Source organism: Candidatus Gastranaerophilales bacterium, from assembly GCA_028693235.1.
In the GTDB taxonomy this organism is placed as follows: Bacteria; Cyanobacteriota; Vampirovibrionia; order Gastranaerophilales; family Gastranaerophilaceae; genus JAQUVW01.
In genome coordinates this window covers 342,756-367,422 of the sequence record JAQUVW010000001.1, presented here as the reverse complement: position 1 = coordinate 367,422, position 24,667 = coordinate 342,756, and the positions used below count along the sequence as shown (strand labels likewise).

33 protein-coding genes are annotated in these 24,667 nt (G+C 33.6%); 25 read left to right on the top strand and 8 right to left on the bottom strand.

Translation table 11 applies throughout. The features are described from left to right. Position 1 precedes the first annotated feature (1 nt). The 6 genes from PHV37_01875 (at position 2) to PHV37_01850 (ending at position 2,398) form a co-directional block, all read left to right on the top strand. Positions 2 to 352 (top strand): hypothetical protein, encoded by a 351-nt coding sequence (locus PHV37_01875; GenBank protein ID MDD3236830.1) that lies wholly within the window; start codon positions 2 to 4, stop codon positions 350 to 352. Positions 353 to 377: 25 nt separating this feature from the next. Then, complete coding sequence (locus tag PHV37_01870) at positions 378 to 593, top strand: hypothetical protein (GenBank protein ID MDD3236829.1); 216 nt, start codon at positions 378 to 380, stop codon at positions 591 to 593. Then, entirely contained in the window at positions 586 to 804 is a 219-nt protein-coding gene (locus tag PHV37_01865; GenBank protein MDD3236828.1) for a hypothetical protein, read from the top strand. Before PHV37_01870 ends, PHV37_01865 begins: the two co-directional genes overlap by 8 nt. A 330-nt stretch (positions 805 to 1,134) precedes the next feature. Beyond that, complete coding sequence (locus tag PHV37_01860) at positions 1,135 to 1,491, top strand: hypothetical protein (protein ID MDD3236827.1); 357 nt, start codon at positions 1,135 to 1,137, stop codon at positions 1,489 to 1,491. 23 nt (positions 1,492 to 1,514) lie between these two features. Next, positions 1,515 to 2,201 carry a hypothetical protein gene (locus PHV37_01855; protein ID MDD3236826.1) on the top strand — a complete coding sequence of 229 codons (687 nt, stop codon included), beginning with the start codon at positions 1,515 to 1,517 and terminating at the stop codon, positions 2,199 to 2,201. Beyond that, entirely contained in the window at positions 2,201 to 2,398 is a 198-nt protein-coding gene (locus tag PHV37_01850; GenBank protein ID MDD3236825.1) for a hypothetical protein, read from the top strand. The genes PHV37_01855 and PHV37_01850 overlap by 1 nt, the downstream gene beginning before the upstream one ends. Before the next feature lie 35 nt (positions 2,399 to 2,433). On the opposite strand, the gene PHV37_01845 is transcribed toward PHV37_01850, so the two are convergent. The 8 genes from PHV37_01845 to PHV37_01810 all read right to left on the bottom strand — a co-directional run bounded on the left by PHV37_01845 (position 2,434) and on the right by PHV37_01810 (position 9,471). Next, on the bottom strand, positions 2,434 to 2,919 hold the full coding sequence (locus PHV37_01845; GenBank protein ID MDD3236824.1) for a phage virion morphogenesis protein: 486 nt from the start codon (positions 2,917 to 2,919) through the stop codon (positions 2,434 to 2,436). 57 nt (positions 2,920 to 2,976) lie between these two features. After that, on the bottom strand, positions 2,977 to 3,765 hold the full coding sequence (locus tag PHV37_01840; GenBank protein MDD3236823.1) for a DNA adenine methylase: 789 nt from the start codon (positions 3,763 to 3,765) through the stop codon (positions 2,977 to 2,979). Positions 3,766 to 4,145: 380 nt separating this feature from the next. Further along, positions 4,146 to 5,486, bottom strand: a complete 1,341-nt coding sequence (locus tag PHV37_01835) for a phage minor head protein (GenBank protein MDD3236822.1) — start codon at positions 5,484 to 5,486, stop codon at positions 4,146 to 4,148. Continuing rightward, on the bottom strand, positions 5,479 to 6,951 hold the full coding sequence (locus PHV37_01830) for a DUF935 family protein (GenBank protein ID MDD3236821.1): 1,473 nt from the start codon (positions 6,949 to 6,951) through the stop codon (positions 5,479 to 5,481). Before PHV37_01830 ends, PHV37_01835 begins: the two co-directional genes overlap by 8 nt. Positions 6,952 to 7,076: 125 nt before the next feature. After that, complete coding sequence (locus PHV37_01825) at positions 7,077 to 8,534, bottom strand: terminase family protein (protein MDD3236820.1); 1,458 nt, start codon at positions 8,532 to 8,534, stop codon at positions 7,077 to 7,079. Then, a complete protein-coding gene (locus tag PHV37_01820) occupies positions 8,534 to 8,959 on the bottom strand; it encodes a hypothetical protein (protein ID MDD3236819.1) in 426 nt (141 codons plus the stop codon). Before PHV37_01820 ends, PHV37_01825 begins: the two co-directional genes overlap by 1 nt. A gap of 1 nt (position 8,960) precedes the next feature. Continuing rightward, positions 8,961 to 9,215 carry a hypothetical protein gene (locus PHV37_01815; protein ID MDD3236818.1) on the bottom strand — a complete coding sequence of 85 codons (255 nt, stop codon included), beginning with the start codon at positions 9,213 to 9,215 and terminating at the stop codon, positions 8,961 to 8,963. After that, positions 9,187 to 9,471, bottom strand: a complete 285-nt coding sequence (locus tag PHV37_01810; GenBank protein MDD3236817.1) for a hypothetical protein — start codon at positions 9,469 to 9,471, stop codon at positions 9,187 to 9,189. Before PHV37_01810 ends, PHV37_01815 begins: the two co-directional genes overlap by 29 nt. A 273-nt stretch (positions 9,472 to 9,744) precedes the next feature. Between PHV37_01810 and PHV37_01805 the strand changes: the two genes are divergently transcribed. The 19 genes from PHV37_01805 to PHV37_01715 all read left to right on the top strand — a co-directional run bounded on the left by PHV37_01805 (position 9,745) and on the right by PHV37_01715 (position 24,650). Then, positions 9,745 to 10,842, top strand: a complete 1,098-nt coding sequence (locus PHV37_01805) for a phage protease (GenBank protein ID MDD3236816.1) — start codon at positions 9,745 to 9,747, stop codon at positions 10,840 to 10,842. Then, entirely contained in the window at positions 10,842 to 11,261 is a 420-nt protein-coding gene (locus PHV37_01800) for a DUF2190 family protein (protein ID MDD3236815.1), read from the top strand. Before PHV37_01805 ends, PHV37_01800 begins: the two co-directional genes overlap by 1 nt. Positions 11,262 to 11,274: 13 nt before the next feature. Continuing rightward, positions 11,275 to 12,195, top strand: a complete 921-nt coding sequence (locus PHV37_01795) for a hypothetical protein (GenBank protein ID MDD3236814.1) — start codon at positions 11,275 to 11,277, stop codon at positions 12,193 to 12,195. 8 nt (positions 12,196 to 12,203) lie between these two features. Beyond that, entirely contained in the window at positions 12,204 to 12,707 is a 504-nt protein-coding gene (locus PHV37_01790) for a hypothetical protein (protein ID MDD3236813.1), read from the top strand. Next, positions 12,708 to 13,154 (top strand): DUF1320 domain-containing protein, encoded by a 447-nt coding sequence (locus PHV37_01785; GenBank protein ID MDD3236812.1) that lies wholly within the window; start codon positions 12,708 to 12,710, stop codon positions 13,152 to 13,154. 3 nt (positions 13,155 to 13,157) lie between these two features. Next, a complete protein-coding gene (locus tag PHV37_01780) occupies positions 13,158 to 13,592 on the top strand; it encodes a Gp37 family protein (protein ID MDD3236811.1) in 435 nt (144 codons plus the stop codon). A gap of 12 nt (positions 13,593 to 13,604) precedes the next feature. Next, on the top strand, positions 13,605 to 13,787 hold the full coding sequence (locus PHV37_01775) for a hypothetical protein (protein MDD3236810.1): 183 nt from the start codon (positions 13,605 to 13,607) through the stop codon (positions 13,785 to 13,787). After that, positions 13,787 to 15,226: a phage tail sheath subtilisin-like domain-containing protein gene (locus PHV37_01770; protein ID MDD3236809.1), complete on the top strand. Its 1,440-nt coding sequence runs from the start codon at positions 13,787 to 13,789 to the stop codon at positions 15,224 to 15,226. Before PHV37_01775 ends, PHV37_01770 begins: the two co-directional genes overlap by 1 nt. Next, entirely contained in the window at positions 15,226 to 15,753 is a 528-nt protein-coding gene (locus PHV37_01765; GenBank protein ID MDD3236808.1) for a phage major tail tube protein, read from the top strand. The genes PHV37_01770 and PHV37_01765 overlap by 1 nt, the downstream gene beginning before the upstream one ends. A 245-nt stretch (positions 15,754 to 15,998) precedes the next feature. Further along, positions 15,999 to 16,322: a phage tail assembly protein gene (locus tag PHV37_01760; GenBank protein MDD3236807.1), complete on the top strand. Its 324-nt coding sequence runs from the start codon at positions 15,999 to 16,001 to the stop codon at positions 16,320 to 16,322. 133 nt (positions 16,323 to 16,455) lie between these two features. Continuing rightward, positions 16,456 to 18,588 carry a phage tail tape measure protein gene (locus PHV37_01755; GenBank protein ID MDD3236806.1) on the top strand — a complete coding sequence of 711 codons (2,133 nt, stop codon included), beginning with the start codon at positions 16,456 to 16,458 and terminating at the stop codon, positions 18,586 to 18,588. Then, entirely contained in the window at positions 18,581 to 19,249 is a 669-nt protein-coding gene (locus tag PHV37_01750) for a hypothetical protein (GenBank protein ID MDD3236805.1), read from the top strand. Before PHV37_01755 ends, PHV37_01750 begins: the two co-directional genes overlap by 8 nt. After that, a complete protein-coding gene (locus PHV37_01745) occupies positions 19,230 to 19,451 on the top strand; it encodes a tail protein X (protein MDD3236804.1) in 222 nt (73 codons plus the stop codon). The genes PHV37_01750 and PHV37_01745 overlap by 20 nt, the downstream gene beginning before the upstream one ends. Next, the gene (locus PHV37_01740; GenBank protein MDD3236803.1) at positions 19,439 to 20,428 is read left to right on the top strand and encodes a contractile injection system protein, VgrG/Pvc8 family; all 990 of its coding nucleotides are present in this window, start codon (positions 19,439 to 19,441) and stop codon (positions 20,426 to 20,428) included. The genes PHV37_01745 and PHV37_01740 overlap by 13 nt, the downstream gene beginning before the upstream one ends. After that, on the top strand, positions 20,421 to 20,900 hold the full coding sequence (locus PHV37_01735; GenBank protein ID MDD3236802.1) for a hypothetical protein: 480 nt from the start codon (positions 20,421 to 20,423) through the stop codon (positions 20,898 to 20,900). Before PHV37_01740 ends, PHV37_01735 begins: the two co-directional genes overlap by 8 nt. Positions 20,901 to 20,902: 2 nt before the next feature. Then, on the top strand, positions 20,903 to 21,277 hold the full coding sequence (locus PHV37_01730) for a GPW/gp25 family protein (protein MDD3236801.1): 375 nt from the start codon (positions 20,903 to 20,905) through the stop codon (positions 21,275 to 21,277). Beyond that, complete coding sequence (locus PHV37_01725; GenBank protein ID MDD3236800.1) at positions 21,265 to 22,362, top strand: baseplate J/gp47 family protein; 1,098 nt, start codon at positions 21,265 to 21,267, stop codon at positions 22,360 to 22,362. Before PHV37_01730 ends, PHV37_01725 begins: the two co-directional genes overlap by 13 nt. After that, on the top strand, positions 22,359 to 22,904 hold the full coding sequence (locus PHV37_01720; GenBank protein MDD3236799.1) for a phage tail protein I: 546 nt from the start codon (positions 22,359 to 22,361) through the stop codon (positions 22,902 to 22,904). The genes PHV37_01725 and PHV37_01720 overlap by 4 nt, the downstream gene beginning before the upstream one ends. Further along, entirely contained in the window at positions 22,905 to 24,650 is a 1,746-nt protein-coding gene (locus PHV37_01715; GenBank protein MDD3236798.1) for a phage tail protein, read from the top strand. The last annotated feature ends 17 nt before the right edge of the window (positions 24,651 to 24,667 follow it).

Here is a 24,667-nt window from a genome sequence, read left to right as displayed (position 1 = left end):
TATGACAAGGTTTGAAGACATATCAATTGACAATGTTCAAATCGTTGCCGAATCAATCGAAAAAGAAATCGAAAGACGCAGAATTCAGCTTTGGTTTTATAGATTTCTTTACTATAAATTCGATGATCCAAAAGTAACAGACTACGAATATGACAAAAAAGAATATGAATACAAATTGCTGCGCCAACACTACAGAAAAATAAAAGTAAATGGTGCTTGTCCGTTGAAAAAAGTTGGCACAGACACAGACAAAGCTACAGAGTGGAAAGTTTTACAACTCATAAACTCTTGTAAAAGAGACAAAAAAGAACCAGATGCAGTAGCTTCGTTTGGTCAATTAAAGTTGTTTTAAGTTTAATCCAAAGAAAGGAGCTTATGTGAACAAACTCGAAATTATAAAGAATATAAACTCAGGAATTAAATGCAATGATAAGTGCGTTGTGCATACTTTTATAACACATAATACTTGTGTCGGATGTAAAGCTTTAAAAGATAGCCCTTATCATAAAGATTATTTAAAAGACAAAACTGATGATGAAATAGCTGAAGAAATTTTAGAACTTAACGAAGAATTTGGAGCGTGTGATGAGTAAAATAATTAAAGACATAGTAGCGTATGAAGGTAATTCAGAGCATGGGAGAAGTACAATAATTTTAAACTGCCCATTTTGTAACAATAAAGTTGAAGCGTATAAATGGTCTATTAGTGGATGTGGTAAAAAATGTAGCTGTGGAGCCAAATTCTATATATGTTATTCAAGGGGTTACGTCTGCGAGAAAAAAGTTGAAAGCGAGGCAGAGTAAGGATGAATGATTTTATAGAATTAACGAAAATAAATTCGTTGTATATTGACCGAAATACTATCAAAAAATTTTCAAAATCGGTTGTATGTATAAGTTCTAAAAAAACTATTTATATGGTGTATATCTTTATCGGTCGAAAAAACATCGCCTTGGGATTTAAAACAGAAAAGGAAATGCAAGATTGCTTTAATATCCTTAACAATACTACTAAAGAACAAGTCAAAGCAAAATTAAAGAGGATAAAATAGGACTATCTCAATGAATAACAATGTAAAATGCCTCAAAAATAGAAATAATAGTGATAACTGTAGCACATATTGCCATTGTTGTATGAGTAATAAATCTATATTTGAGATCATAAATGCAAAAAGACAACCTATAATCGAAAAATTCAAAGGCAAAACACTTAAAATTTTTTGTTGTCACAATTACAAAGAAGTAGCGTTTTATCACAATCCTGAATATAACATTGTTGTTGAATTCTTTGAATGCCTAAAATGCAAAAACCGCAAAGTTACTTTTAATAATAAAAGATATTTAAGAGAAAGTTATTTATCTAAAATATCGATGTGGCTAAACCATCTTTATGAGTTAGAAGAGTTTGATGTAACTTCAATCTTACCAGTTGGGAAAAAAGATGTCCTACACTTAGAAAGATGTTTGTTAAAGGAACTAAAGACAAAATAATAAGTTAAATAAAAGGAGGAACTGTGGAAGAAAATCAAACATCAAGTTTTAAGGAAATACATCCGAACAATATATTTTCTTGCGATGCAATTTATATTGTATTTAATCGAATAACCAAAAAAGAGACATTCTGTAATGGCAGACAAGTAATTGCATTAATTAATGATAATGAAGATATTATCCAAAAACTTAGAAATAAAGAAATAGATAGCTTTTTAACTGATAACTACTATGTAAAATTTCACAAGCAAAACACCATTAAGGATAACCTTAAACAAGAAATCGCTTCTAATTACAACAAGCCGTCACCAGTTGAGATTGATGTGAGCGGGTGTTATTTCTTTGATATTTCTGATAGAAGTTGTCAAGCTGAAAATCTTGAAAAAATGGGAATGCACGAATATTTTTATTGCGAAGATAACTATAACTGCTACTACAAGCAACTAGCCAAAAAAGAACAGGAGTTGCAACAAGAAAAACAAAGGGCTGATGAGGCGGAAAAGAAACTTGACAAATATAAAATTATTGATAAGCCAATGGAAAGTTTTAAAAAATACTGTCAAATGGAAGCCCAACTACAACAATCTAATGAAAAGCTAGAAAGTATCAGACATATCGCAGCAGAAATAGAGAATGATATAACTTTTAATCCAGATAGAATTTGTAACTTAGCACAACAAATAATCCAACTTACGAAAGAGAGAAAATAATGACAGAGAATAACATTAAAAAAAACTTTAATTTTGAAATAGGAGATCAAGTAACAATATTAGCTCTTGATGGACTAAAAGGTCGAATCAAATCTATTTGGATAACGAAACATGGTGTTCAGTATGAAGTTAGATATTTTTATGATGCGACTTGCAAAGAGGTTTATTTTTTTGAAGATGAGATAAAAACAAATTAGTTATCTAAATTTAAAGAGGCATTGAGCCTCTTTTTTTAATCAATAAACTCTTTATAATCCAGCTTTTTTAACTCATACACAATTTCTGCTAGAACTTTTGTTTTTAGGCTGTCTGACCAACTAGCGTATTCGCGTTTAGGCATTTCGAACTTTCCACCGTTGCGAGTTTTAACAGGGCCACCAAAGTTATGGATTGCTGCATATTTTTTATTTGTTCCTACGATGGCATCTGTATCAGTAACTTTTCTGGTAAATGACGTCCTTAATTCGCCGTTAAACTGCATTATTTTACCTTCGCCACGTCCTTTTTTCTTTCTGATTTTTGCCCAGGGCAAAGACCATTCTTGCCAGCTTTGGCTGTTATTTTTACCTTCTGTTTTGAAATTGTCATCTATGTCTGTTTTAATTATATGTGCAATCTTGCGCAACATAGGCTTCATATTCTTAACTTGCATAGCATATTTATATAGATAATCTAATATCTCTTTATCGTTTATTGATACTTCTATTGATGTACCCATTCTATCCTTTCAAATGGGTTTAAAGCCGTTTGAAAACGACCTTAAACCCTCTTTAAATTAGTAATTTTTTATCAATAATTCTTTAAATGTGCCTTTAACTGCATTATTCAAAGTATTTTGTCTTGATACTTCTATTATTGTGTACTTTTTGTATAACTCTCTTATCTCTGGCGTATCGTCATAAGAAAGCAACCAACGTCCCTTGATTTTCGCAAGGCAATCTCTTAATTTTTTATGATTGAAAGTCTTTTCAACTGTTTTGTAATAATCTGCCCCTTGAACATAAGGAGGGTCAAGATAAAAGAAAGCACTATCACAATCATATTTTTTTATAAGTTCTAAGTAATCAAGGTTTTCGATGCAAACTTTATCTGCAGCACTCCAGATTCTATTTATTACATTTAAATGCGATTTACCACCACTTGCAAAGCCATTTCTCACTGTTGCAAAATGAGAACCTTTAGCACCATAAGAACGTTGAATTAAATAGAAAAACTTAGCAGCTCTTTGAATGTCCGTAACTGGCTTAGAAGCCAACGTATGTTGGAATAAAGCACGGCTGTTATACATCCATTGAAGCTCTTTTGCAAACTCTTCAGGATGGTATTTAACTACGGTAAATAAAGTAAATAAATCATTGTCTAAATCATTATAAACTTCTAAATTAGCCCATTTTTCTTTATAAAAAAGAACCCAAGCTCCACCACCAAAAGGCTCAATATAGCTGCCAATATCATTGGGAATTAATTCGGATATAACTTTTCTAAGGAGTCTTTTGCCTCCGATCCAGTTAATCAAATATTTATCTTGTTTTTTTGTTTCTCGTTTGTCGATTAATAATGTCATGTTCATCCTTTCTTGGTTGCTCGCAGTAAACGGCGTTTCAGTCTTGCTCCTCGCAAGCCTTTCAGCCTCTGCTCGCAATCCGCTTTCTTTTACTGTATAATCGAATACGAGTCAGCAACTTGGATATTAAGAGATAAGTTGAGAGTATAATAGTTAGAGTATTTGCTCTGACAATACTGCTATTTGCAGATAGTTGTATTGTACTGGCTCTTTTTTGTGTTTATTTAGTTTTATTAAAACTACCTATTTGTAGGGTTTAAAAGCTATTTTAAAATTGTTATAATGTATCAGATAGAGTAATTATTCGACGCATGGAAAATCGCTATTGCCACGCAGGTGCATAGTCGCCGATGAGGGGACAAAGGGCGTCCCTCCGATAGTTACTCTATTTTTTTGTAGTTTTTATCTTTAGTTAAAGCCATATGATTAACTCTTCCTGCCGTTGCTATGTAATTTACAGGCTCTTTTTTGTTTGTTTTATTGAGTTTTACAGCAACTTTTATACAATCTCGTTTGTCTGTTATTTCTTCGGGATTTAAAGTTCTAACAAACAGAAGTGACATATTTTTTTCATTTGTTTTATCTAAATATATTTCATCAGGATTGTTTATAATGTCATATATTGTATATAGTTGATTTTCGGATATCTTTTGTTTAGCAACTTTTACATCACCAACAATGTGTCCAACCCTGTCATCTTGCATTACAACAACAGGAGTTTTCGGTGTTATTTTTTGCTCGTTTAAAGCATCTAAAACATTTGGTTGTAGCCAAGTTACAGTCTTTTCAATACCTTGAGTTTTTAACCCGTTTTTCAAAATTTTATCAATGAAATTAGTATAAACTTTTTGAGAATGGATATTTTGAGCCATCTCAGAAATAAACTTGTCTTTTATATTCTGAGGCATATCTTTAATGGAATTATAGGCAAGAACATCGATATTCCAAGCTGCTTTACCTACATTAGAAGACCACCCAGCATCAGTTTGAAAGTTTAAGATTCGACCTGACATATCCTCTGTTTTGAAAACAGCAACAGGTTTTGTATCTCCAGTATCTTTGTTGATAATCACTTCTTTGAAGGATAGTTTACCATCGGATTTTTCGACTTTTAGACCTTTATTTTTCACTTCATCTTCTGTTAAATTTCTAACAATACAACGGCAACCCCAGCCATTAGGTGGATATATGTATGCCCAAATTGGATCATCATATCTAAAAACTTTATCGTTTAAGGCTCTATGCTCTGGGCGTGTGCGTTCGTCAAGTATTGCTTCATATTGAAAATATGGTGCAAAATCAACATCTTCCAATTGTTCTAAATATCGACCTGCATTAAAAGCACTTTGTATATTTTGGCGGTAAATAGTATTAACACGATAATTTGAACCGAGTTGAATTTCTTTTTCTTCGCCATTCTCATCAATTATTGTCTTTTTGCCCCACCAACCTTTTGATTTGAACATATTCTTTAATTCACGTTTTGTTTGAGCTTCGCCCCATCCCTCTTTTAATGCAGTTTCAAGAGTGTTTTTTGTGTCTTTTAACATTTGTAATTTAGTCATTTTGGCAATAGTAAAGGATTTGGCGTGTGCATCTTCCCATAGTTCTCGCCAATCATTTGTGATTTTATAGCCTTTATTTTGCAAGTATGATATTGCCTTCTCAGGAGGCAAATCAAACATTTGTTTTACGTCAATATCTTGTTTTGCCTTAGTCATTTGATATTCTTCCAAGTAAATCAGCTACAAAAATACTTTTAGTAAGAGTTTCTTCTAGTTCAGGGAACTCTAAATCGGGATAGATTTCAGCTAATTGTTCTAAAGCTTTATCTTGATCGGGGACTTGTGAAAATTCTTCAACTATTTTTTTTATGTCTTTATCCAAGATATTGGATAAATCGGTATTCGTTAAATTAGTTGTTAAATCATCTATTTTTTCAAAATCAGAAAAATCTTCCGTTTTCTTTTCAGATTCAGAAATCAAAATATCTTCTTCATCGAAGCCGTATGTTTTAATATAATAATTTTTTGTAAACTTAACACCTTGTTTTGCAAGGATTTCATCACGTTCAGCAACATCTTTTTTTATTGAATCTTCTTCTTCGTATATTTCAATTTTTGGAGCTAAACCATCGCTAAAATTAAGTTCGTGAATCCATTTTAAAAGCTTGTTTATCGTATCAATAACAAGTTTTACATCGGATTGAACAATATCATCTCTAACATCAGCGTGAACTTTTCCTGCTGCCAAACTGCCAACCGTTCCAACATCAGTTGTGAGCGTTTGTCCTAAAATATTTTTATGAATATTCTTTTGACATAAAGAAATAAACTTTTCATATATATCAGCACTTGCGGATTTTTCAGCAGCTTCTTTTATTTCCAAAGAGGAGTCTTCTGGTATAACGGAAACAGCATCTTGCACCATTTGAACAAGCATATTAAGAAGGTCTGTTTTCTCATCTTCAGATGCTTTTTCAGGATGTTTCCCTATTAAGAATGGCATTCCGTATTTTTCCATAAAACGAACCCAAAACTCAATACCACCTTTGATAAATGCTACGTCCCAGAAACATCTGCTTAATATAGAAATGCCATAAGGGTTCATAAATGAAGGTTTATGCTTAGGACAAAGCATTTTCTTTTCATCTTCTAAGATAACTCTACCGTTAGGGTAACCCTTTTGCCTAAAGCATAGCTGTCTTTCGCTATTAAAAAAGAACCATTCTTGAGGCATTGCTGTTATTTTTTTAGGAACAACATAACCTTCTTCATCCAACTTCCAAGCCACTTCAATAGGTTGATAGCCATATAATGGAGCGTTTAAGATGTCTGATATAAGAGTATGAACGTCTATTTTGTCAAAAAGATTATCATAAAATTCTTTGTATTTTTCATCATCATTATATTTTAGTCTCCAACTTAAAGACTGAACGCCAGCTTTTCTTGAATCAACACAGGTCGCAACATCCCCTGCGTTTTCTATATTTCTTAAACAAGCGATACCTTTACCAGTCTTTTTTAACACTTCATCAGGATTTGCCAGCTTGTTTAAAGTCTGATACATTCCTTCTACATTTTCAATTTTTACTATTTCGTCATAGTAAGATTTGTTTATTTGCTTTTTTTTCATAACTGAAAATTTTTCAGTTTTTTCTTTTTTAAATTTGTTTAAAAAATTCATTTTTACCTCAAAAATTTATTTTGTTAAAATTCAACTGTCTGATATTATTTGAAACCCGATTTAAAAACGCTTTAAATCGCTTTAATTTTAATTTAATGTGCCAGTTAGGTATCATTTATCGGATTTTAAAAAATACCCCTCTTAAATTGACTTCTGAATGGTTGGTAATCAAATTCTAGTTTTTGATTTTTATTTCTTCTTGGTGAAGCCGATTTTACGGTTAATTTACCACCTGATTTTGTCACGGCAGCATTAAGTAATAGTGCAATAGCCCAAAATCTATCACCGTGACCGTCAGTTTCCGATTTATCGGCATCAAACCTTATGTGACCTGATGCCGTAATTAATTTTTTAATAGAATGTAAATCTGATTTTAAAGCAGAATCATTAGGAATTCTGATAGCTTTATCTTGAAAAGCTCTTAGTACATTAAAGGCAAGTTCTTCTTTCAATGAGTTTGTAAAAGAAATGTCTTCAACTTTTGTTTTACCATAATCTATCTGGGCATCTTCTGCCAAGTTCATTCCTAAGCCAGTAGCGTCAATATTGGCTCTTCTGAAAGTTTTATGACTCAAGTGTTTATATAAAATTTCTTTTTGAGTTCTAAATTTTAATTTTTCCATTATTACAAGTTGTCGTACGTATAAGACATCAGCGGGACGTTCACCGCCCGCTATTACGGATAAATCTTTTTTACGAGCAACGTCTTGTCCTACATAGTATTCGCTGTTTATTTCGTCTAACGGCAATAAAACATCATCACTCATACAACTTTCAATTAATTCATATGTCAAAAATGCTGTAGATTCATCAACAGGAATACAACAAAATTCTTCTAACCAAGTAGCCTCATCTCCTGCATCTTCTCGTAATTCATCAAGCCAAGCTTGACGTTCTTCGTCAGTTAGTTTACGTCCAATGATTTTATCTGCTAATCCTTCAGCAACGGCTAATTGTATAGGCACAGTGTGAAGTGAATATTTTAAAGCACCTTTTTTGATTTTTTCAATAAGCCTATAAAATAAGGATTGCATACCTTTATGAGTTGAAATAACCCTAATAGGATATCCCCAGATTTTAGCAGCAGCAAAGGCAGCTTTCCAAAGTTCTTGAGGGTTATCATGGAATGCAAATTCATCAATGACAACTTTACCACCTTTTGAACGAAACTGTGTAGGATTTGAAGATAACGCATAAATTCTTGCGCCATTTTTAAACTCTAGACAAAGAGCTTTAATATCTTTCTTTTCATCAATAATAATTTCGCCAAGTTCTTTTGCTACTTCATTAAATAATTCGGCGTGTTCTTGGCAATATCGAATATACTCTTTTGCTGCAGTTAAGTCAGCGGAAGTGAACCAAACGCTAAGAGGACGACCTTTTCTAAAATATCTTTTTTGAACACAATCTCTGACATCTTCATAGGCTTGAACATAGGTAAAACCTTCACGACGTCCTTTCTCGACAAATTTAATAAGACTATCATCCAATAGCCATCTTTTTTGATAGGGAAGCCAGAAATCTTTTAATTCTTCAAGACTATCAACAGGCAAATTTTCATTTTTTTTTCTTTTAGCTTGCATTATCCACCCATAAGTCTTTTGTCAACAAGTTCTGCAACTTTTGTAGCAATATCTTCGTTTGACTCTTCTGTTGATGAAGTTTCGAGCTTGTCTAAGATTAAATCATTTTCAAACTTTTTCAACTTTGGTAGTTTATCCATTAATGTTTTTATAAAATAAAGAGTCGAACCATCAATCTTTTCGTCATTAGCAATGCTTTCTGTAACCTTAGCAATCAGTTTGTTTAACAATTCATACAAGGATGAATAACAATTACATTGAGAACGCAAGAACTTTGTTCTTTTGTCGTCCCATTCTCCTTCTTTTCTCCAGTTATGAAGTGTCTTTTCAGTTATGTTTAGCTTTTTGGCAATGCCTGTTACTGGGATTTGTTCTTCAACATAATATTTTTCAGCAAGGACGTAATATTGTTCTTTTTTCGCCATATTACTCTCCTAATTCTGTTTTTAACCTTTTAATCAATATTTGGTTTTTAACTAATTTTTCTTTTAAAGCTTTTATTTCGTCACCGACTTGCTCAATTTCATCAGCTTTTAATAAATCCAAATCATCACCAAAGAAAGGATTTACATAATCAGAAAGCTCATTGAGTGCTCTAATAAGCTTTAGTTCGTCTTCTTTATAGGCTTTTTTTACTGTTTCTAATTGCATCTTAATTTGCATTATTATTGGATTTACCATTTGCTTGCTCCTTATTTAAAAAATGTTTTGCATACGGACACCATGTATTATTTACAATTAGGTCTTTAATCTCCTGAAGAAGGGCTGTGTGATATATGTTGTTTTCCAACATCCCATTTAGTACTTTAAAGTTTCCATCTATAATGCTTTTTAGATGCTCTGTTGTAGATTTGTGGTAGAGGAAAAAACACGCAAAGAGTAAAGCTCCAGCACCCCATGGCTTGACTAACTCTAACAGCCCTTGTATTTCAGACATTAAAAATCCTTTCTATAATTGTTATTTATTTCTTTTAAACTTTATTATTATTTGCGTTCCTTTTGTACTGCAAATTTCAACGCTGCGAGCGTTGAAAAATGCATTGAAATCTGCGTTGAAAAATGCATTGAAATTTGTGTTGCAAAAAGTTTTGAAAAATGCATTATTTTTAAATTTCAAAATCCATTAAAGTAACAATATAGTTTGATTCCTAGATTATCTAGAGGGAGGAAACTCCCTCTAACTCCACAAAACAAATGAAAGGTATAAATAATGAGTTGGTGTGAAATTTTTAGAGCTGGTAAATATAAACAAGCTGATGGCAATGAGATTGAATACACAAACGAAGACATAAAAACAATCGCCAATAACTTTAATGATGGTGAAAACACAAATGCTCCAATTGTTATTGGGCATCCAAAAAATAACAGTCCTGCTTATGGCTGGGTTGATAAATTGAAAGCCGATGGTGGAAAGCTTTACGCAAAATATAAAGATGTCTGCGAAGATTTTGCGGAATGGGTAAATAAAGGTAGATACAAAAACCGTTCTGTAAGTTTAACCGAAGACTTACAACTTCGTCACGTTGGTTTCCTAGGAGCTGTACCACCTAGAGTTAAAGGTATGCCTGAATATGTATTTTCTGAAGATTTACAAGTTCAGACTTATGAATTTTCTGACTTAGAAGACTACAAATTTGATACTTTGGCTCGTATTATTCAAAATTTACGCGATCATTTGATTGAGAAATACGACATAGAAACTGCAGATAAAATCATTAGTACTTGGAATATTGAAACTTTAAAACAAGTTGAAAACAAATCACCACAAGAGATTAGTAGTTATTGTGAAGAACTTATTAATAAAGGAAAGGAGTTAGAGTTGACAACAACTGACCCTAAACAAGCTGCACACGCGGCTAAAACAGAAGATTTTAGTGAGGAAATGATTCTTACTAAATCTGAAAACGAAAATTTAAAACAAAAATTAAAAGCAATGGAAGCTCAACAAAAAAGACAAGAGTTTGAATCATTCTCTGAAAAAGCAGTTTCAGAAGGACAAATTACTCCGGCACAAAAAAGTGATGTCGTAGATTTTATGGAAGTCCTTAGTGGCTGTGAAACTTTTGATTTTGCTGAAGGCGATGAAAAGTCGCCAGTCGCTCGTTTCAAAGAGTTCATCGGTGGACTTAAGCAGATTGATTTTTCTGAACTTCCAGAAGGCAAAGGTCAAGATGATAGCACAATCGATTTCTCTGATCCAAAAGCTGCTGCCAACCAAATCGTAGCTTATCAAGCTGAACAAGCTAAAAAAGGTATCGAAGTTGATACTCTAACAGCTTACAACGCATTAAAGAAAGGTAAAAACTAATGACAATAAAATCATATATTGCAGGTGCTGATATTCCTGCAAACAGAATTGTAAAATTTTCTGATGACAACAAAGTCGTCATTGCAACATCACCATTTGATAATTTAGCTGGTGTTACGGACAGCTTGGATGTAAAAGCTGGTCAAACAGTAGATGTATTCGCTCTTGGTGAAAAAGATATTGAATTCGGCGGAACTGTTGCCCGTGGAGATATGCTCACTTGCGATTCTAACGGCAAGGCAGTCACTGCAAAGATTGATTTTACGGTTTTAGATGCAATTTCAACGGTTACATCTATCAATTCGGTTGAAGTTTTAACTGAAATTAAAGCAAGAATTAAAGACCTTGCAAAAAACACTATTGGTTACTCTAAATACAACGCAGTATCTGGTGACATTTCTGCTGCGATATTGAAATAAGGAAGGACAAAATATGGAACACGCATTAGAAATAAACCCACAATTAACGGCAATTTCTTTGGCATATACCAATCAAGGATTAATTGCTGACAAAGTATTAAAAAGAGTGCCTGTAAAGACTGAATCGTTTAAGTATAATTTCTACCCGAAGGCTCAAATGTTCACAGTACCAGACACAACTATTGGTAGAAAAGGACAAGCTAACGAAGTTGAATTAAAATCAGAAATTAAAGATGCTTCAGTAGAAGACCATGGTTTAAAAGACTGTGTACCTGCAGCAGATGTAGAAGCAGCTCAAAAAGCAAATGCAGCTGACCCAATTGCAAAAAACACAATATTTACAACGGATTTAGTTGCTTTAGCTCGTGAAAAAAGAGTTGCAAGTGTAATCCAGAACCCTGATAACTATGGGCACAAAGAAACTTTGTCTAGTTCAGATAAAATATCTAACAATTTATCTTCACCAATTTCAATGTTTGAAGAAGCTTCAAATGCTTGTTTTATGAAACCAACCCACGCTGTTATGAACAGAAAAGTTCTATCGGTATTAAGACAACATCCTGAAATTGTTCAAGCTTATAACAAAAATTCAGGTGATAAAGGAAAAGTTCCTTTGGCATTCTTGATAGAATTCTTGGAACTAGAAGATATTTTAGTCGGTCAATCAGTTGTAAATACAGCGAAAAAAGGACAAACTCCTGTTTATAACGGAGTTTGGGGTAATCATATTTCATTGTATTACCAAAACCCAATAGCTGATGTTGATTATGGTTTAACATTTGGTGTCACAGCTGAATATGAAACGCGTAGGGTTCTAACGTACTTCGATAATGATAGAGGAATTAAAGGTTCTCACATTATCAAGGTTGTAGAACAGAATAAAGACCTAATACTTGCTCCAGATTGCGGCGCAATTATGATGGATGTAATTTAGGAGGAATAATGGATTTTATTGTAAAAACTCCTATCAGATATAACCACAAATATTTTGAAGTCGGTGATAGCATATCACCTGATGAAAAAGATACCAAAGATTTATTAGAGGCGGGCTTAATTGAAGCAAAAACTTTAGTTGAGTCTTCAGGAGAGGATAACCGACAGCCCTCTCCCCCTCTTACATCTAAAAAGGTTATAGCTCTTGTATTTAAAGGTGATGAAGACTTAACAGATGAAGAAAAATTACAAATCATTGCTGCAGCCGAAGACTGTCAAGAAGATTGTACTATCTGTGATGAAACAATTTGTGCTAACCACCCAAATAACAAAAAAGCTCAATCAGGTTCAGGAACAGAAGACGGCGACAAGGCTTATTCTGAGTTGACGAACAAAGAACAAATTGCCTTCTTTGAAACAATAACAGACAAAACTGAACTAGAATCTCTTATTGCTGATTCTAAGTCAGAAGCAAAAAAGAAGCTTCAAAAAAAGATAAAGGAACTTGCTTAGATGTACTGCTCAATTAGTGAAATTGAAAACATTATTCCAGAAGATGAACTAATTAACCTTACAGTTGATGATCCATCAAACGAAAGTGTTGTTAATGTCCAAAGATTTAATGATGTGTCAGTTTACGCTGACGAGCTTATCAACGGGTATCTTAGAGCTAGGTACACATTACCACTTAAATGCGTGCCAGCTCTAATCTCTAAACTTGCTGCCGATATCGTTGCATATAGACTTCATTTAAGAAGACCACAAGATATCCCTGAACACATATCCGAGAACCACAAACTAGCGATAAGAACCCTTCAGGAGTTGCAAAAAGGTAATATCATACTTGATTTGCCTGTTGAAAACCCTGATATGCAGCCAATTAAGTCTAGTTATCTTACAAACAAAAACAATAATAGCCGCATTTTTAACGACAGTTACTTCAATCAATATCGAGGATAGAAGATGTTAGAAACAATTGAAACCGCAATAATAGATGCATTAAAACCCATATTTGATAAATTTCAAATAGAAAGCTTCCCAGCTGATTTTGATTCTTATAATTTTACCTCGGCTAAAGGCTGTATGCTAGTTCGATATGACGGTTCTATTTATTCAAAACCTCAGACAATAAACTTGGTAACTCAAGATGAAACTCTTGAATTCTCTGTAATTACAGGACTACGTTCGCTAAAAAAATATAAAGATGCTTATCCTATTTTAAAACAAGTAAAAGACACTTTAACTGGTTTGGTGATTAATGGCAAAAAACTATACCCAGTTAAGAAGGCATTCTTAGAAAAGATTACAAAAGACTTATATTGGGGCGTATCTTTCGCGATTACGCTTCCAACACAAGAAGTTTCAAAAGAAAGTAACGTTGTCCCACTGTGGCAATAAGAAAGGCAATATATGAAAAGTTACATTTATAAAGGTGATTTTGCCCCAATGGATATTGGAAAAGATAGCTATATTTTGGTATCTGGCAATTCATACGACCTACCAGAAGATAATAAAAAAGTACAATCATTAGTTCGCCAGGGCAAACTAATTGAAGAAAAAAACAAAGTTATAACAAAGAAAGGAGCTAAGTAATGACGTTTCATCACGGCTCAAGTACAACAAGAAATACATCTGATACAGTAACCGTTGGCGGTGTTGATACTGCTATTATTGGTTTAGTTGGTATTGCTCCGATTTTTGATGTTGATGCTGAATATCAAACAGTTAATAACATTGTAGATATTTCTGATCCGACAGCTGCCGCTAAATATTTTGGAAAAACATATCCAAACTACACTATTCCTCAATCATTAGAAGATATCTTTAAACAAAAAACTGATGGCAAAGGTGGTGCTAGAATTTTTGTCATTAACGTATTTAACCCATCTATCCACAAGTCTAATGTCAGCTCAACAAAAACATTTGTTAAAGGTAAAATCACACTTGCAGAATTAGGCATTGCTAATTTAACTGTAACAAAAGGTTCAACTGCTGCAGTTTTAGACACTGATTATACTTTCGTTGATAATGTAATCGAAGTAAAAACAGGTGGTTCTTTAACAGCAACAGATGAAGTAACAGTTGCTTATGATTATGCTGATCCGTCTAAAATTACCAATGCAGATATAATTGGTGGTGTTGACCAAGATGGCATCAAAACAGGTTTAGAACTTTTAAAAGATGTTAAATCAAAATATGGTGTTAAGCCTAAAATCATTATTGCACCTGCATTTACTTCTATTAATGCCATAAAAACAGCATTAGAGCCTTTAGTTAATAAGCTTAAGGCTTATGCTTACATCGATGCACCAATGAATACTTCTTTAAATACTGCCATTGAAGGTAGAGGCGAAGCAGGAACAATCAATTTCAATACTTCTAATGAAAGAATTAAGCTTTTACATCACCACTACAAGGTATATAACAAAGTTACGAATTCTTATGAATGTCGATACGCTTCACCTTTTGCAGCTGGTTTAAGAGCTAATTTGGACAGAACAAAAGGTGTTCACTGGTCATCTTCAAACCAGCCAATCTACGGAATTGAGGGCTTTGATGTTCCTGTCTCATTCGAACTTAATGATGTTGATTGCGATGCGAACAAATTAAACTCTTACGGAATTACAACAACTATAAATGATAGAGGGACATATAAAGAATGGGGCAATAGAAACGCTTCATTCCCTGCTTCAAATGGTTTAATGACTTTTGAATGTTGTGTCAGACAGATTGATTATATTGAAGAAAGCATAGAAAACTTCTCTTTAAATGTAATTGATGGTCCTATTTCTGACGTCATCATTGACAGAATTATAACTAAAGTAACTGATTTCTTCTCTATTGAAAAGAAAAAAGGTGCTTTGATTGATGCGGAAATTTTCTATAACCCAGCAAAAAACCCAGCTTCACAACTTGCTAACGGTATGCTTGTTATGAGTTATAAATCTTGTCCACCACCACCATTAGAAAACTTAGTTTACGAAAACGATGTTGTAATCGAATATTTGAATAAAATCGGAGGTCAAGAATAATGACAACTAAAAGAAATATGCTTGTTGATGCTTGTATTTACGTTGGTGCAAACAACTGTTTAGGCATTGCATCATCAGTAACCTCTCCCGTTATCAAACACAAAACTATTGATGTTAACGATTTAGGTTCTTGCGGCTCTTACAAATTAAATACTGGCAAAGTAGAAGCTATGACGACAAAAATTACTTTAAACAGCTTTTATGAAGAAATCTTTGCCCAGATTGCTAACCCTTGCGAAGCTGTAGAAATCGCGATATATGGCGACTTGATGGAATACACTGGCGACAAAGTAACTTCTCATAAAGGGGTTAAATTGTTCATTCGTGGAACGTCCGAAGAATTTGGCTTGCTAGGTGAATTAAAAGACCATGAAAATATGAACTATGATATGAACTTTAACCTTACAATGGCAAGGCTTGTTGTCGGAGGAAAAGAACGTTATCACATTGATATTCCAAACAATATCCATAAAGTAAATGGAATTGATGTCAGAGCAGAAATAAACAAAAATCTAGGAATCCTTTAAATATTGACTTAAGGCAGTATTGCAAAGTAAAGGAGGCAAGCTATGCAAACGGTTTGTTTACAAGGGGGATTGTCGAAGACTCTGACTGTACAGCTTAGTCAGGTAGAAAAAGTTTGTAAACAGTAAAATTTAAAGCCGTTTTAAATGAACTTTAAATAAGAATAAAAAATTAAAATTATGAGTTATGCAAAATCAGGGATTGGAATCCCGATTCCTGATTTTTTTGAAAAAAGAAGGAGCAAAAAATGTCAAAAAAAGATGTTAATCCAGAAATAACAAAAGAAAATGATGAGTCATCAGTAAACACAGCTGATGAATTCTGTTTGAGTAATGGCACAATTGTAAAATTTAGAAAATCAACGGGTAGAGATGTTATAAATGCAAGACAAAGGGCTGGTTCAAAGTCTAGTCTAGTTGGAGCCCATGTAATAGCAGAAATTGCAAGTTTCGATGGGGACAAATTAACATACTCTGATCTTTTAGATTTAGATGTTGCTGATTATTTATTACTAGAAGAAAAATGGAATGAGTTTGCTTCTGGAAAAAACTCCCAACAGCAAGAGACATAATAACTCTTGCTTATGTCACTGGCTGGAGTAAAGATTCCATTCTTTCTATGCCTGTTGATGAAATTAAATTTTGGGTTGATGAATCCATAGACTTTTATAACTACTTGAACACAGCACCAGAAGAGGATAACTAGTGAGCGATAATATGATTTTAAAATTAATGTTATCTGCCAATGACAAGATGTCAGGGGTTATCCGTGGTGCTGTTTCAAAATCAGATAGTGAATTTGATAAAATGCAAAAAAAGATTGCAAAAGTATCTGATTCTTTAGACACAATCGGCAAAGGAGCTTTAGTAGCTGGTGGCGTTATTGCAGCACCTCTAGCGCTTGGTGTCAAAGTTGCTGCTGATTTTGGTAGTGAATTATCTAATATAAAAGCCATTACTGGTGAAACTGCCGAGAATATGGATAAGCTAAAGAAATTAGCTTTAAAAATGGGCGCTGATACTAAATTTTCAGCTTTAGAAGCGGCACAAGGTATCACTGAATTAGAAAAAGCAGGAGTTTCAACTTCTCAGATTTTAAACGGTGGTTTATCCGGTGCTTTGAGTTTGGCTGCAGCTGGTGATTTAGAATTGGCGGATGCCGCTGAAATCGCTTCAACAGCTTTAAACGCTTTTAGAAAAGACAACCTTACAGTTGCTGGTGCTGCCAATATCTTGGCTGGTGCAGCGAATGCTTCAGCAACAAGTGTCGGAGAATTAAAATTTTCTCTGTCAATGGCTTCAGCTGTTGCCTCTGGCTTTGGAATGAGTTTTAAAGATGTGAATATAGCATTGGCATTGTTTGCACAGAACGGATTGAAAGGTTCAGACGCTGGTACTTCTTTAAAATCAATGCTTATGAACTTGCAACCAAGAACAGATGAACAAGTTACTGCATTTGTTAAATTAGGTCTTGCGACTGGAAAACTTGTAAAAGTTTCAAAAGACGGTAAAGAAAAATATCAACTACTTTCTAATGCATTCTTTGATTCTCATGGAAATATCAAAAATATCACTGAGATTTCAGGAGTATTACACGACAAATTAAAAGGTTTAACAAACCAACAACGTCTCTACGCTTTAGAAACAATGTTTGGAGCAGATGCAATCAGAGCAGCTAACATTTTATTCACAGAAGGAGCACAAGGTGCTGATAAAATGTGGAGTTCGATGTCAAAAGTTACGGCAACTCAAGTCGCTGCAGAAAAAATGAACAATTTAAAAGGTGAACTTGAAGAGTTAGGTGGTAGTATCGAAACTATTGCGATAAGTTATGGCGATAAGCTTACTCCTGTGATAAGAGGACTAACAAGAGGTGCTATTGCTGTTACAAATGCATTTGGAGCATTGCCTGAACCAATACAAAGCGTCATTGCTATCAGTAGTGCATTAGGTGCTGTTGGCTTAATTGGAATTGGCGGACTTTCTCTTGGTGTCAGTGGGCTTTTAAAAGGCTTTAATGAATTCGCACCTATTTATCGCGATACAGTAAGATTTATGCATAAAAATAAGTTATTTGCGGCAATGGGACTGAATTCAACAATAGCCTTAGCTCCTATGATTGGGATAATATCTGGAATTGCAATCGGAGCCTTTCTTATTTATAAATATTGGAAACCGATAAAAGGATTTTTTAGAGGTTTGTGGTCGGGAATTATTGAAGGAACAAGACCTTTACATCCAACTTTTAATAAGATTGCAAAATGGATGACTCCTATTGCAAGCGGAGTTAAAGGTATGATTAATTGGTTTAAAAAAATCTCAACTCCTATTAATTCAGCTGGTAAAGGTGCAGAATCTTTCGGCATAAAAGCTGGTAAAGCTATCGGTTTTATAATAACAGGATTAGCCAAGTTAGCTAAAGCTGCTTGGGATGTAATCAAATGGACACAACCTCTTTATTGGATTTTTAGAGGCGGGAAATGGGTTATTGAAACTCATAAAAAAATGGAAACTCCACCAAAAGGAACGCCAAAACCAGACAAAAAAACAAAAACAGATGGCTCACATTTTGATGGCTTAGATCGAGTTCCTTTTGATGGTTATATAGCTGAAACTCACAAGGATGAAATGATCGTTCCAGCGAATCAAGCCAAAAGTCTTAGACAAGGTTCACTAGGTAGAGATAGCTCTATCAGGCTAACCTATGCTCCTGTAATAAACAATTCAACTATAAAAGATGTTCAGGATTTGAAAAAAGTTTTAGAAGAACACGAACGCAAACTACTGGCGAAAATCAAAACAGAACAAAGAAGAAAAGAGGCAAGGTCTTATGCTTAGTGGATATATAGATTACAACGAATTTAAACCTGAACCAATTATTCCTCAAAAAGTTGGTGTTGATGATGTAATTGAAATTTTTTCAAAAACTGAAACACAAGCAACGGAAGTCGACTATGGTTATACCGAACAAAAAGGTATTGGACAAAAACCAACTTTGATAGCAACAGGAGAAGGTCTAAAAAAGTACAGTTTGCCGATTAAATTACATCATTCATTTTGTCATCCTGGGCAGATCATAAAAGACTTAGAACTCAAAGCTGAAAACTGCGAAATAATTGATTATTTTCAGCAAGATAACTACATCGGCAAATATGTTATTTCAAAAATTGCTAAAAATACAATTGAACAATATTTAGACACGATTCTATGTGCTGATTTAACGGTAGATTTAATAGAAGCTCCATCAAAACAAGATGAAGAATTTAAACAGCAAAATAAAAAGAAAACTCAACCGACTGGTGAACTTAAAAAGGTCGAAACAAAGCCACAAAAGGCGGTTAGAAATATTGTTAATAAAACACAAAACTTTTATGAAACACTTACTGATAATGTTTTAGATACTGCATTAAGAAAAGCTGATAGTTATTTAAACACAGTAACAAATGGTGTTTCAGGTGATATTAAAAACGGAGTTATAGATGCAATACAGCCATTATAAAGAACACATAACAAAACAGGGTGATAGATGGGACACAATAGCCTATAAATATTACGGCGATTGTTTTAAGTACGCTCCACTAGTTATGGCTAACCCGACTGTGGCTATCTCACCGATTATACCAACTGGGATTAAGTTAATTGTCCCTGTCCTATCAGATATAGACGCAACAAATGAGGATTTACCACCTTGGAAACAATAAAAAAACCTTACATAGAAATCATCTACAACAAAAAGAATATTACAGCTGATATCAGTAAATATATTCTATCGTTGACATATACAGATTATGAAAGTGGTGAATCTGACGAGCTTGAAGTGACTTTAAACGATAATGAAAACTTATTTAAAAGTTCTTGGCAGCCGCAAAAAGGCGACAAAATATCCGCAAAAATAGGATACACAGGCGAAGAATTGTTAAACTGTGGCACATTTACTGTTGATGAAGGAACGATGGATAGCTCTGATGATGGTGATACCTATATTATTAGAACTTTGGCGGCATCAATAAACAATAAAATTAGAGAAAAAAATAATAAACCGTATGAAGGAAAAACTCTAATTCAAATAGCTAAAGAAATTGGAAAAAAGCACGGCTTTACAGTAGCTGGAAAAGAAGGGTTTATAAAAATCCCAAGAGAAGCACAAAGAAATGAATCTGACTTAGCCTTTTTACATAGACTTGCACAAAAATACGGTTATTTATTTAAGCTGAATGATACAGTTTTAACTTTTACAAAAATGGAAGCTTTGGAAGAAACAAAAGCTTTAAGTACGATTAAACGTAACGATATCAAGCATATATCTCTTAATGATACGTCGACTAAGACCTACAATGCTTGCAGCGTAAAATACAAAAATCCAAAAACAGGAAAAATGGTAAGTTATACCGCTAAAAATGCAAAAGATGGGGTAAAGGCTGAAACTTTAAAAATCAATCGTAAGTGCCAAACTAAAGAACAAGCTATGACTGTTGCAAACGCTGGTTTGAAAAATGGTCAGAATACAATTGAAGGAAGTGTTGATTTAAAAAGTGGCAACAGCTATTTCATAGCTGGAGTCAATTTCAATTTGGAAGATTATTTCAACTTCAACGGAAAATATCATATTACTAAAAGCATACATACAGTAACTCCTGATGATTACTCTTGCAACGGCGAGGTGAAAAAAATTGCTTAGTTTAAAATTCGGAAATGTAATAAATATAGATGATTACGGTAGAGTTAGAGTCAATATCCCTGATATGGACAATTTTGAAACAGATTACTTGCCTGTCATAAAGCAAAAATCTAAGAATGATAAAGATGGCAACTTCTTAGATATTGATGAAGAAGTATCGCTTATATATGACGATGAAACTGATGATGGAGTTGTTCTAGGTGCTGTAAATACTGACTCTTCACCTCTTGCAATTTTTGACAGAAACAAGAAATATTTCACATTCTCAGACGGGACGCATATTGAATATGATAAGTCAACACATCATTTAAAAGCTGATGTTAAAGGGAGCGCTGAAATAATAGCAACAAACGTAAATATAACTGGAAATTTAATTGTTACTGGAGACGTCACAGCTGCAGGCATTTCTTTAAAGAATCACTTACACGGTAATGGTAATAATGGTGCTGATACAACACCACCAAAGGTTTAAAAATGATTGTAAAAAACGTAAAAGAATTAGATACAAAAAATTGGCAGCATAAAATCGGTACGATTGGCGAAATTGCAACTGAACTTGATGATATAGATCAATGTATTTTAACTATTGCTTCGACTCAAAAAGAAACGGTTGTTCATAATCCTAACTTGGGCGTTGACCTTATGCAGTATATGGATAGACCAATAAATCAAGTTCAATCAAAGATGAAGCAAATGTTATTGACAGAGCTTCAATATCAAGAACCAAGAGTAAAGTTTAATAATATTTCATTCTCGATAATTTCAGAAAGCACTTTAAAAATCAAAATAGGTTATAAATACAAGCAAATTCAATATTACAAAGAGGTAGAGTTAATATGGACAACATAGATTTAATTGAGATAAACCCTGAAAAAGATGAACAGCAACTAGTAGCTTTGTTTGAGAAAGAAACTGGAAAAACACTTTTTCCAGCTCAAAGTGAAAGACTAATGTTATCTGTTATCAATCATCTATCTACCCTGAGTAAGATTTCATTTAATGAAGCTTTTCAAAATTGCTTTCTTAAAACAGCTAAAGGGATTTTTCTTGACCTTATAGGCGAAATACTGGGTTGCCCTCGTTTAACAGCAAGTTGTGGAAAAGACCTATTACAAGTTACTTTATATGAAATATTTGCAGTTGATAAAGTTTTACCGAAAGGAACTGAAATTGAAACAAAAGACGGTGAATATATCTTTATTACAGATAAAGATTTAGTTATTCCAGCTGGTCAAACAACGGCAACTGTTGGAATAACATCAGAACTTGCAGGTGCTGTGTTAAATAACTATAAAGCAGGCGATATAAACAACTTAATCAAAAATTTTGCATATATTGAATCAGTCTCAAATGTTAACGGCATTTCTGGAGCATCTGATGCGGAAGATGATGAACATTATAGAGAAAGGCTTTATTTAGCACCAGAAAGTTTTTCAACAGCTGGAACAACTGAAGGTTATGAATATTATGCCAAATCAGCACATAAAGATATTGTTGACGTAAAAGTTAAATCTTCTTCAGCTGGTACGGTTGATATATATGTATTAACAAAAGATGGGGAAGCTTCTTTAGCTATTCAAGATGCAGTAAGTCAGGTGGTTACGGCTGACAAGGTTAGACCTCTAACTGATAATGTTGTCGTTCATTCGGCAATAAAAGTAAATTATACAATAAGTCCAACTGTCAAGATAAAAAAAGAAGCTGATTATGTAAAAGTTTCAACGCTGATAAACGAATTATTAGAAGCATATTTTATTTCTATTAAAACAAAATTAAAAATTGCGGTAATAAAGTCAGATATTATTGCCCTAATAAAATCTATTGATGGTGTTTATGACGTTGATTTTGATGACGATATTAGCCAATTAGTAGCTGATGATACCAAATTTTATAATGGTTCTATTGGAACTCTAAGTGTAGCGAGGGTTTCATGATGGGTTCTCTAATTCCAGTTGTTTTACAAGATCAAAGTAATTTAGCGGTAGAAAAATGTGCAGCTAAAGCCTTTGAAATGGACTTAAAACCATTGATGATTTACGCTTTTGACCACGTAGATTTGAAATTTTTACCTTTACTTGCGGAAGCATTCCATATTTTAGGAGATGAAGGGTGGAATTTCGCTGAGTCAGAGCAAGAAAAAAGAAATCTTCTTAAAAATGCCCTTGAAATCCACAGATACAAAGGTACAAAATACGCTTTATTAAAAGTTCTTGAAACACTAAACATTCAAGGCGACATTAAAGAATGGTTCGAGTATGAAGGAAATCCTTATTATTTTAAAGTCATTTTAAATGTCTTTTCAAGAGGTCTTTCAGAGACAGTAGAACAACAACTTATTAAATTAATAAATACGTTCAAAAACGCACGCTCTCGACTCGAAGCTATAGAAGTTTATTTGACATCTATTTGTAAACAAAACATTTTTGCTTACACAAAAATCGGTGAAATTATAACAATAAATGCAAAGGAAGAATAAATGACACAAGAATTTTATTCAATTTTAACTAATGACGGCATAATATCTCAAGCTGAATGTCTTGTTTCTTCAAAAGATTTAGCGCTAACCAAAATTGCCGTTGGGGATTCTAATGGTATATATTATGAACCCTTAAAGAGTCAGACTGCTTTAAAAAACAAAAAATGGGAGGGTAATGTAAGTGAATTTGCACGTAAAGATGGAAAAATCTATGCAATAACTCATATTCCTGCCAACGAAGGTGGCTTTACGATAAGAGAAGCTGGCGTTTTTAATGCTGAAGGCAAATTAATCGTTGTAGCAAAAATGCCTGAGACAATTAAACAATCATCAGCAACTGGTGCTTTAAAACAGTTGTTGATAGAGATTGACATATCAATGATGGATACTAATGTATTAGAATTATTGGTTGACCCATCAATAGTTACAGCATCTACGCAATATGTTGATGGAAAATTAACAGAATACCAAAAAACTTCCGAAAAGGGCAATGCAAATGGATATGCCCCGCTAGATGCAACTTCAAAAGTCCCAATTGCAAATTTGCCAAAACAAAGTGATTATAATCTTTTCGACTTCAAAATGTCAGACCACGTCATAACCGACCCAAGTTGGAAGCTTGCAGACGGAAGTTGGTTAAACAAAGCTGATTATCCTGAAGCTTATAATTATTTGAATGGATTATTGACTGGCGCTGTTGATAAAACTGAAAATATTGTCCATATCCCAATGAATACATATTCAAAAATAGGGGCTGTTATAGTCGACGATAACTTTATAGCAAGTGGATTTTCTGCAGCAAATTATATTTTGGAAAATTCACTATTCAGCCCAAGTAATAAAACTTGGGAAATTGTTAGGAACTTCACCACAGATACCGACATTACAACTGAACAGGTTATCTTTAATGCCTCTGGGCCATCGACGGAATGTGGGGCATTAGTTGAGGTTATATCTGGCGTGCTTCGACTATATCTGGGAAGTGGGTCAGGGTGGAATTTAGCAAGTGTTCAAGCTAATATCCCAATCCTTGCTAATACTAATTATTATACAAAATTGGCATTTACGGGGACAGCCTATAAATTATGGTTGAATACGACTGGAGATTTTTCAGGAAATTCAAATTATACATTAACCAGTTCAACACCAATATATAATGCCAATCTTCCTTTAAAAAACGGAATGAGCTATGTGGCTATTAGTACAGGTTATTTTAAAGGCACAATAAATCTAGCTAAAAGTTACACCAAAGTTGGTGATGAAATCATCTGGGATGTCAATACGGGCAAACTTTCTTCTGAAAACATTGTAGCAAACAAATCTGTCACCTATAAAAAAGCCTCAGATGGTAGAAAATTGGTTTCTGAATCGCAAAGTACACTCATGGATTATCTCGTTAAAAAAACAAATTCCGCGTGGTACTATCAGCTTGATACAATTAATGAAAAGTTCAAACTGCCAAGAGCTTCTAACTTTTTTGAGATTATTAACGACTCAACTGGACTTGCGGATTTTGGCGAAGCCGGCTTGCCGAATATCGTAGGTGAAGCGTGGTCAGGTGCAGCTTTAAGTCATGATACAGGGTGTTTTAAAGTTACAAATCAAGTATCTCGTGGTAGTGGTGGGGCAGATTATGCACCTTCTGTCTTAAACTTTAATGCTTCATTGGTAAATAAAATGTATGGTAATAGTGAAAGTGTTCAACCTCGTGCTAACAAAATGGTTTTATATTTTAAAGTTAAGTGATAATGGAAAGGTTTAAA

Excerpts from the sequence above, each read along its gene's own strand:
- PHV37_01875 (MDD3236830.1), top strand. The coding sequence starts at position 2 with ATGACAAGGTTTGAAGACATATCAATTGACAATGTTCAAATCGTTGCC.
- PHV37_01860 (MDD3236827.1), top strand. The coding sequence starts at position 1,135 with ATGAGTAATAAATCTATATTTGAGATCATAAATGCAAAAAGACAACCT.
- PHV37_01800 (MDD3236815.1), top strand. The coding sequence starts at position 10,842 with ATGACAATAAAATCATATATTGCAGGTGCTGATATTCCTGCAAACAGA.
- PHV37_01750 (MDD3236805.1), top strand. The coding sequence starts at position 18,581 with ATGCTTAGTGGATATATAGATTACAACGAATTTAAACCTGAACCAATT.
- PHV37_01865 (MDD3236828.1), top strand. The coding sequence starts at position 586 with ATGAGTAAAATAATTAAAGACATAGTAGCGTATGAAGGTAATTCAGAG.
- PHV37_01720 (MDD3236799.1), top strand. The coding sequence starts at position 22,359 with ATGATGGGTTCTCTAATTCCAGTTGTTTTACAAGATCAAAGTAATTTA.
- PHV37_01775 (MDD3236810.1), top strand. The coding sequence starts at position 13,605 with ATGAAAAGTTACATTTATAAAGGTGATTTTGCCCCAATGGATATTGGA.
- PHV37_01805 (MDD3236816.1), top strand. The coding sequence starts at position 9,745 with ATGAGTTGGTGTGAAATTTTTAGAGCTGGTAAATATAAACAAGCTGAT.
- PHV37_01770 (MDD3236809.1), top strand. The coding sequence starts at position 13,787 with ATGACGTTTCATCACGGCTCAAGTACAACAAGAAATACATCTGATACA.
- PHV37_01715 (MDD3236798.1), top strand. The coding sequence starts at position 22,905 with ATGACACAAGAATTTTATTCAATTTTAACTAATGACGGCATAATATCT.
- PHV37_01785 (MDD3236812.1), top strand. The coding sequence starts at position 12,708 with ATGTACTGCTCAATTAGTGAAATTGAAAACATTATTCCAGAAGATGAA.
- PHV37_01835 (MDD3236822.1), bottom strand. The coding sequence starts at position 5,486 with ATGACTAAGGCAAAACAAGATATTGACGTAAAACAAATGTTTGATTTG.
- PHV37_01780 (MDD3236811.1), top strand. The coding sequence starts at position 13,158 with ATGTTAGAAACAATTGAAACCGCAATAATAGATGCATTAAAACCCATA.
- PHV37_01730 (MDD3236801.1), top strand. The coding sequence starts at position 20,903 with ATGATTGTAAAAAACGTAAAAGAATTAGATACAAAAAATTGGCAGCAT.
- PHV37_01840 (MDD3236823.1), bottom strand. The coding sequence starts at position 3,765 with ATGACATTATTAATCGACAAACGAGAAACAAAAAAACAAGATAAATAT.
- PHV37_01810 (MDD3236817.1), bottom strand. The coding sequence starts at position 9,471 with ATGTCTGAAATACAAGGGCTGTTAGAGTTAGTCAAGCCATGGGGTGCT.
- PHV37_01725 (MDD3236800.1), top strand. The coding sequence starts at position 21,265 with ATGGACAACATAGATTTAATTGAGATAAACCCTGAAAAAGATGAACAG.
- PHV37_01760 (MDD3236807.1), top strand. The coding sequence starts at position 15,999 with ATGTCAAAAAAAGATGTTAATCCAGAAATAACAAAAGAAAATGATGAG.
- PHV37_01790 (MDD3236813.1), top strand. The coding sequence starts at position 12,204 with ATGGATTTTATTGTAAAAACTCCTATCAGATATAACCACAAATATTTT.
- PHV37_01820 (MDD3236819.1), bottom strand. The coding sequence starts at position 8,959 with ATGGCGAAAAAAGAACAATATTACGTCCTTGCTGAAAAATATTATGTT.
- PHV37_01830 (MDD3236821.1), bottom strand. The coding sequence starts at position 6,951 with ATGAATTTTTTAAACAAATTTAAAAAAGAAAAAACTGAAAAATTTTCA.
- PHV37_01795 (MDD3236814.1), top strand. The coding sequence starts at position 11,275 with ATGGAACACGCATTAGAAATAAACCCACAATTAACGGCAATTTCTTTG.
- PHV37_01850 (MDD3236825.1), top strand. The coding sequence starts at position 2,201 with ATGACAGAGAATAACATTAAAAAAAACTTTAATTTTGAAATAGGAGAT.
- PHV37_01815 (MDD3236818.1), bottom strand. The coding sequence starts at position 9,215 with ATGGTAAATCCAATAATAATGCAAATTAAGATGCAATTAGAAACAGTA.
- PHV37_01825 (MDD3236820.1), bottom strand. The coding sequence starts at position 8,534 with ATGCAAGCTAAAAGAAAAAAAAATGAAAATTTGCCTGTTGATAGTCTT.
- PHV37_01765 (MDD3236808.1), top strand. The coding sequence starts at position 15,226 with ATGACAACTAAAAGAAATATGCTTGTTGATGCTTGTATTTACGTTGGT.
- PHV37_01845 (MDD3236824.1), bottom strand. The coding sequence starts at position 2,919 with ATGGGTACATCAATAGAAGTATCAATAAACGATAAAGAGATATTAGAT.
- PHV37_01745 (MDD3236804.1), top strand. The coding sequence starts at position 19,230 with ATGCAATACAGCCATTATAAAGAACACATAACAAAACAGGGTGATAGA.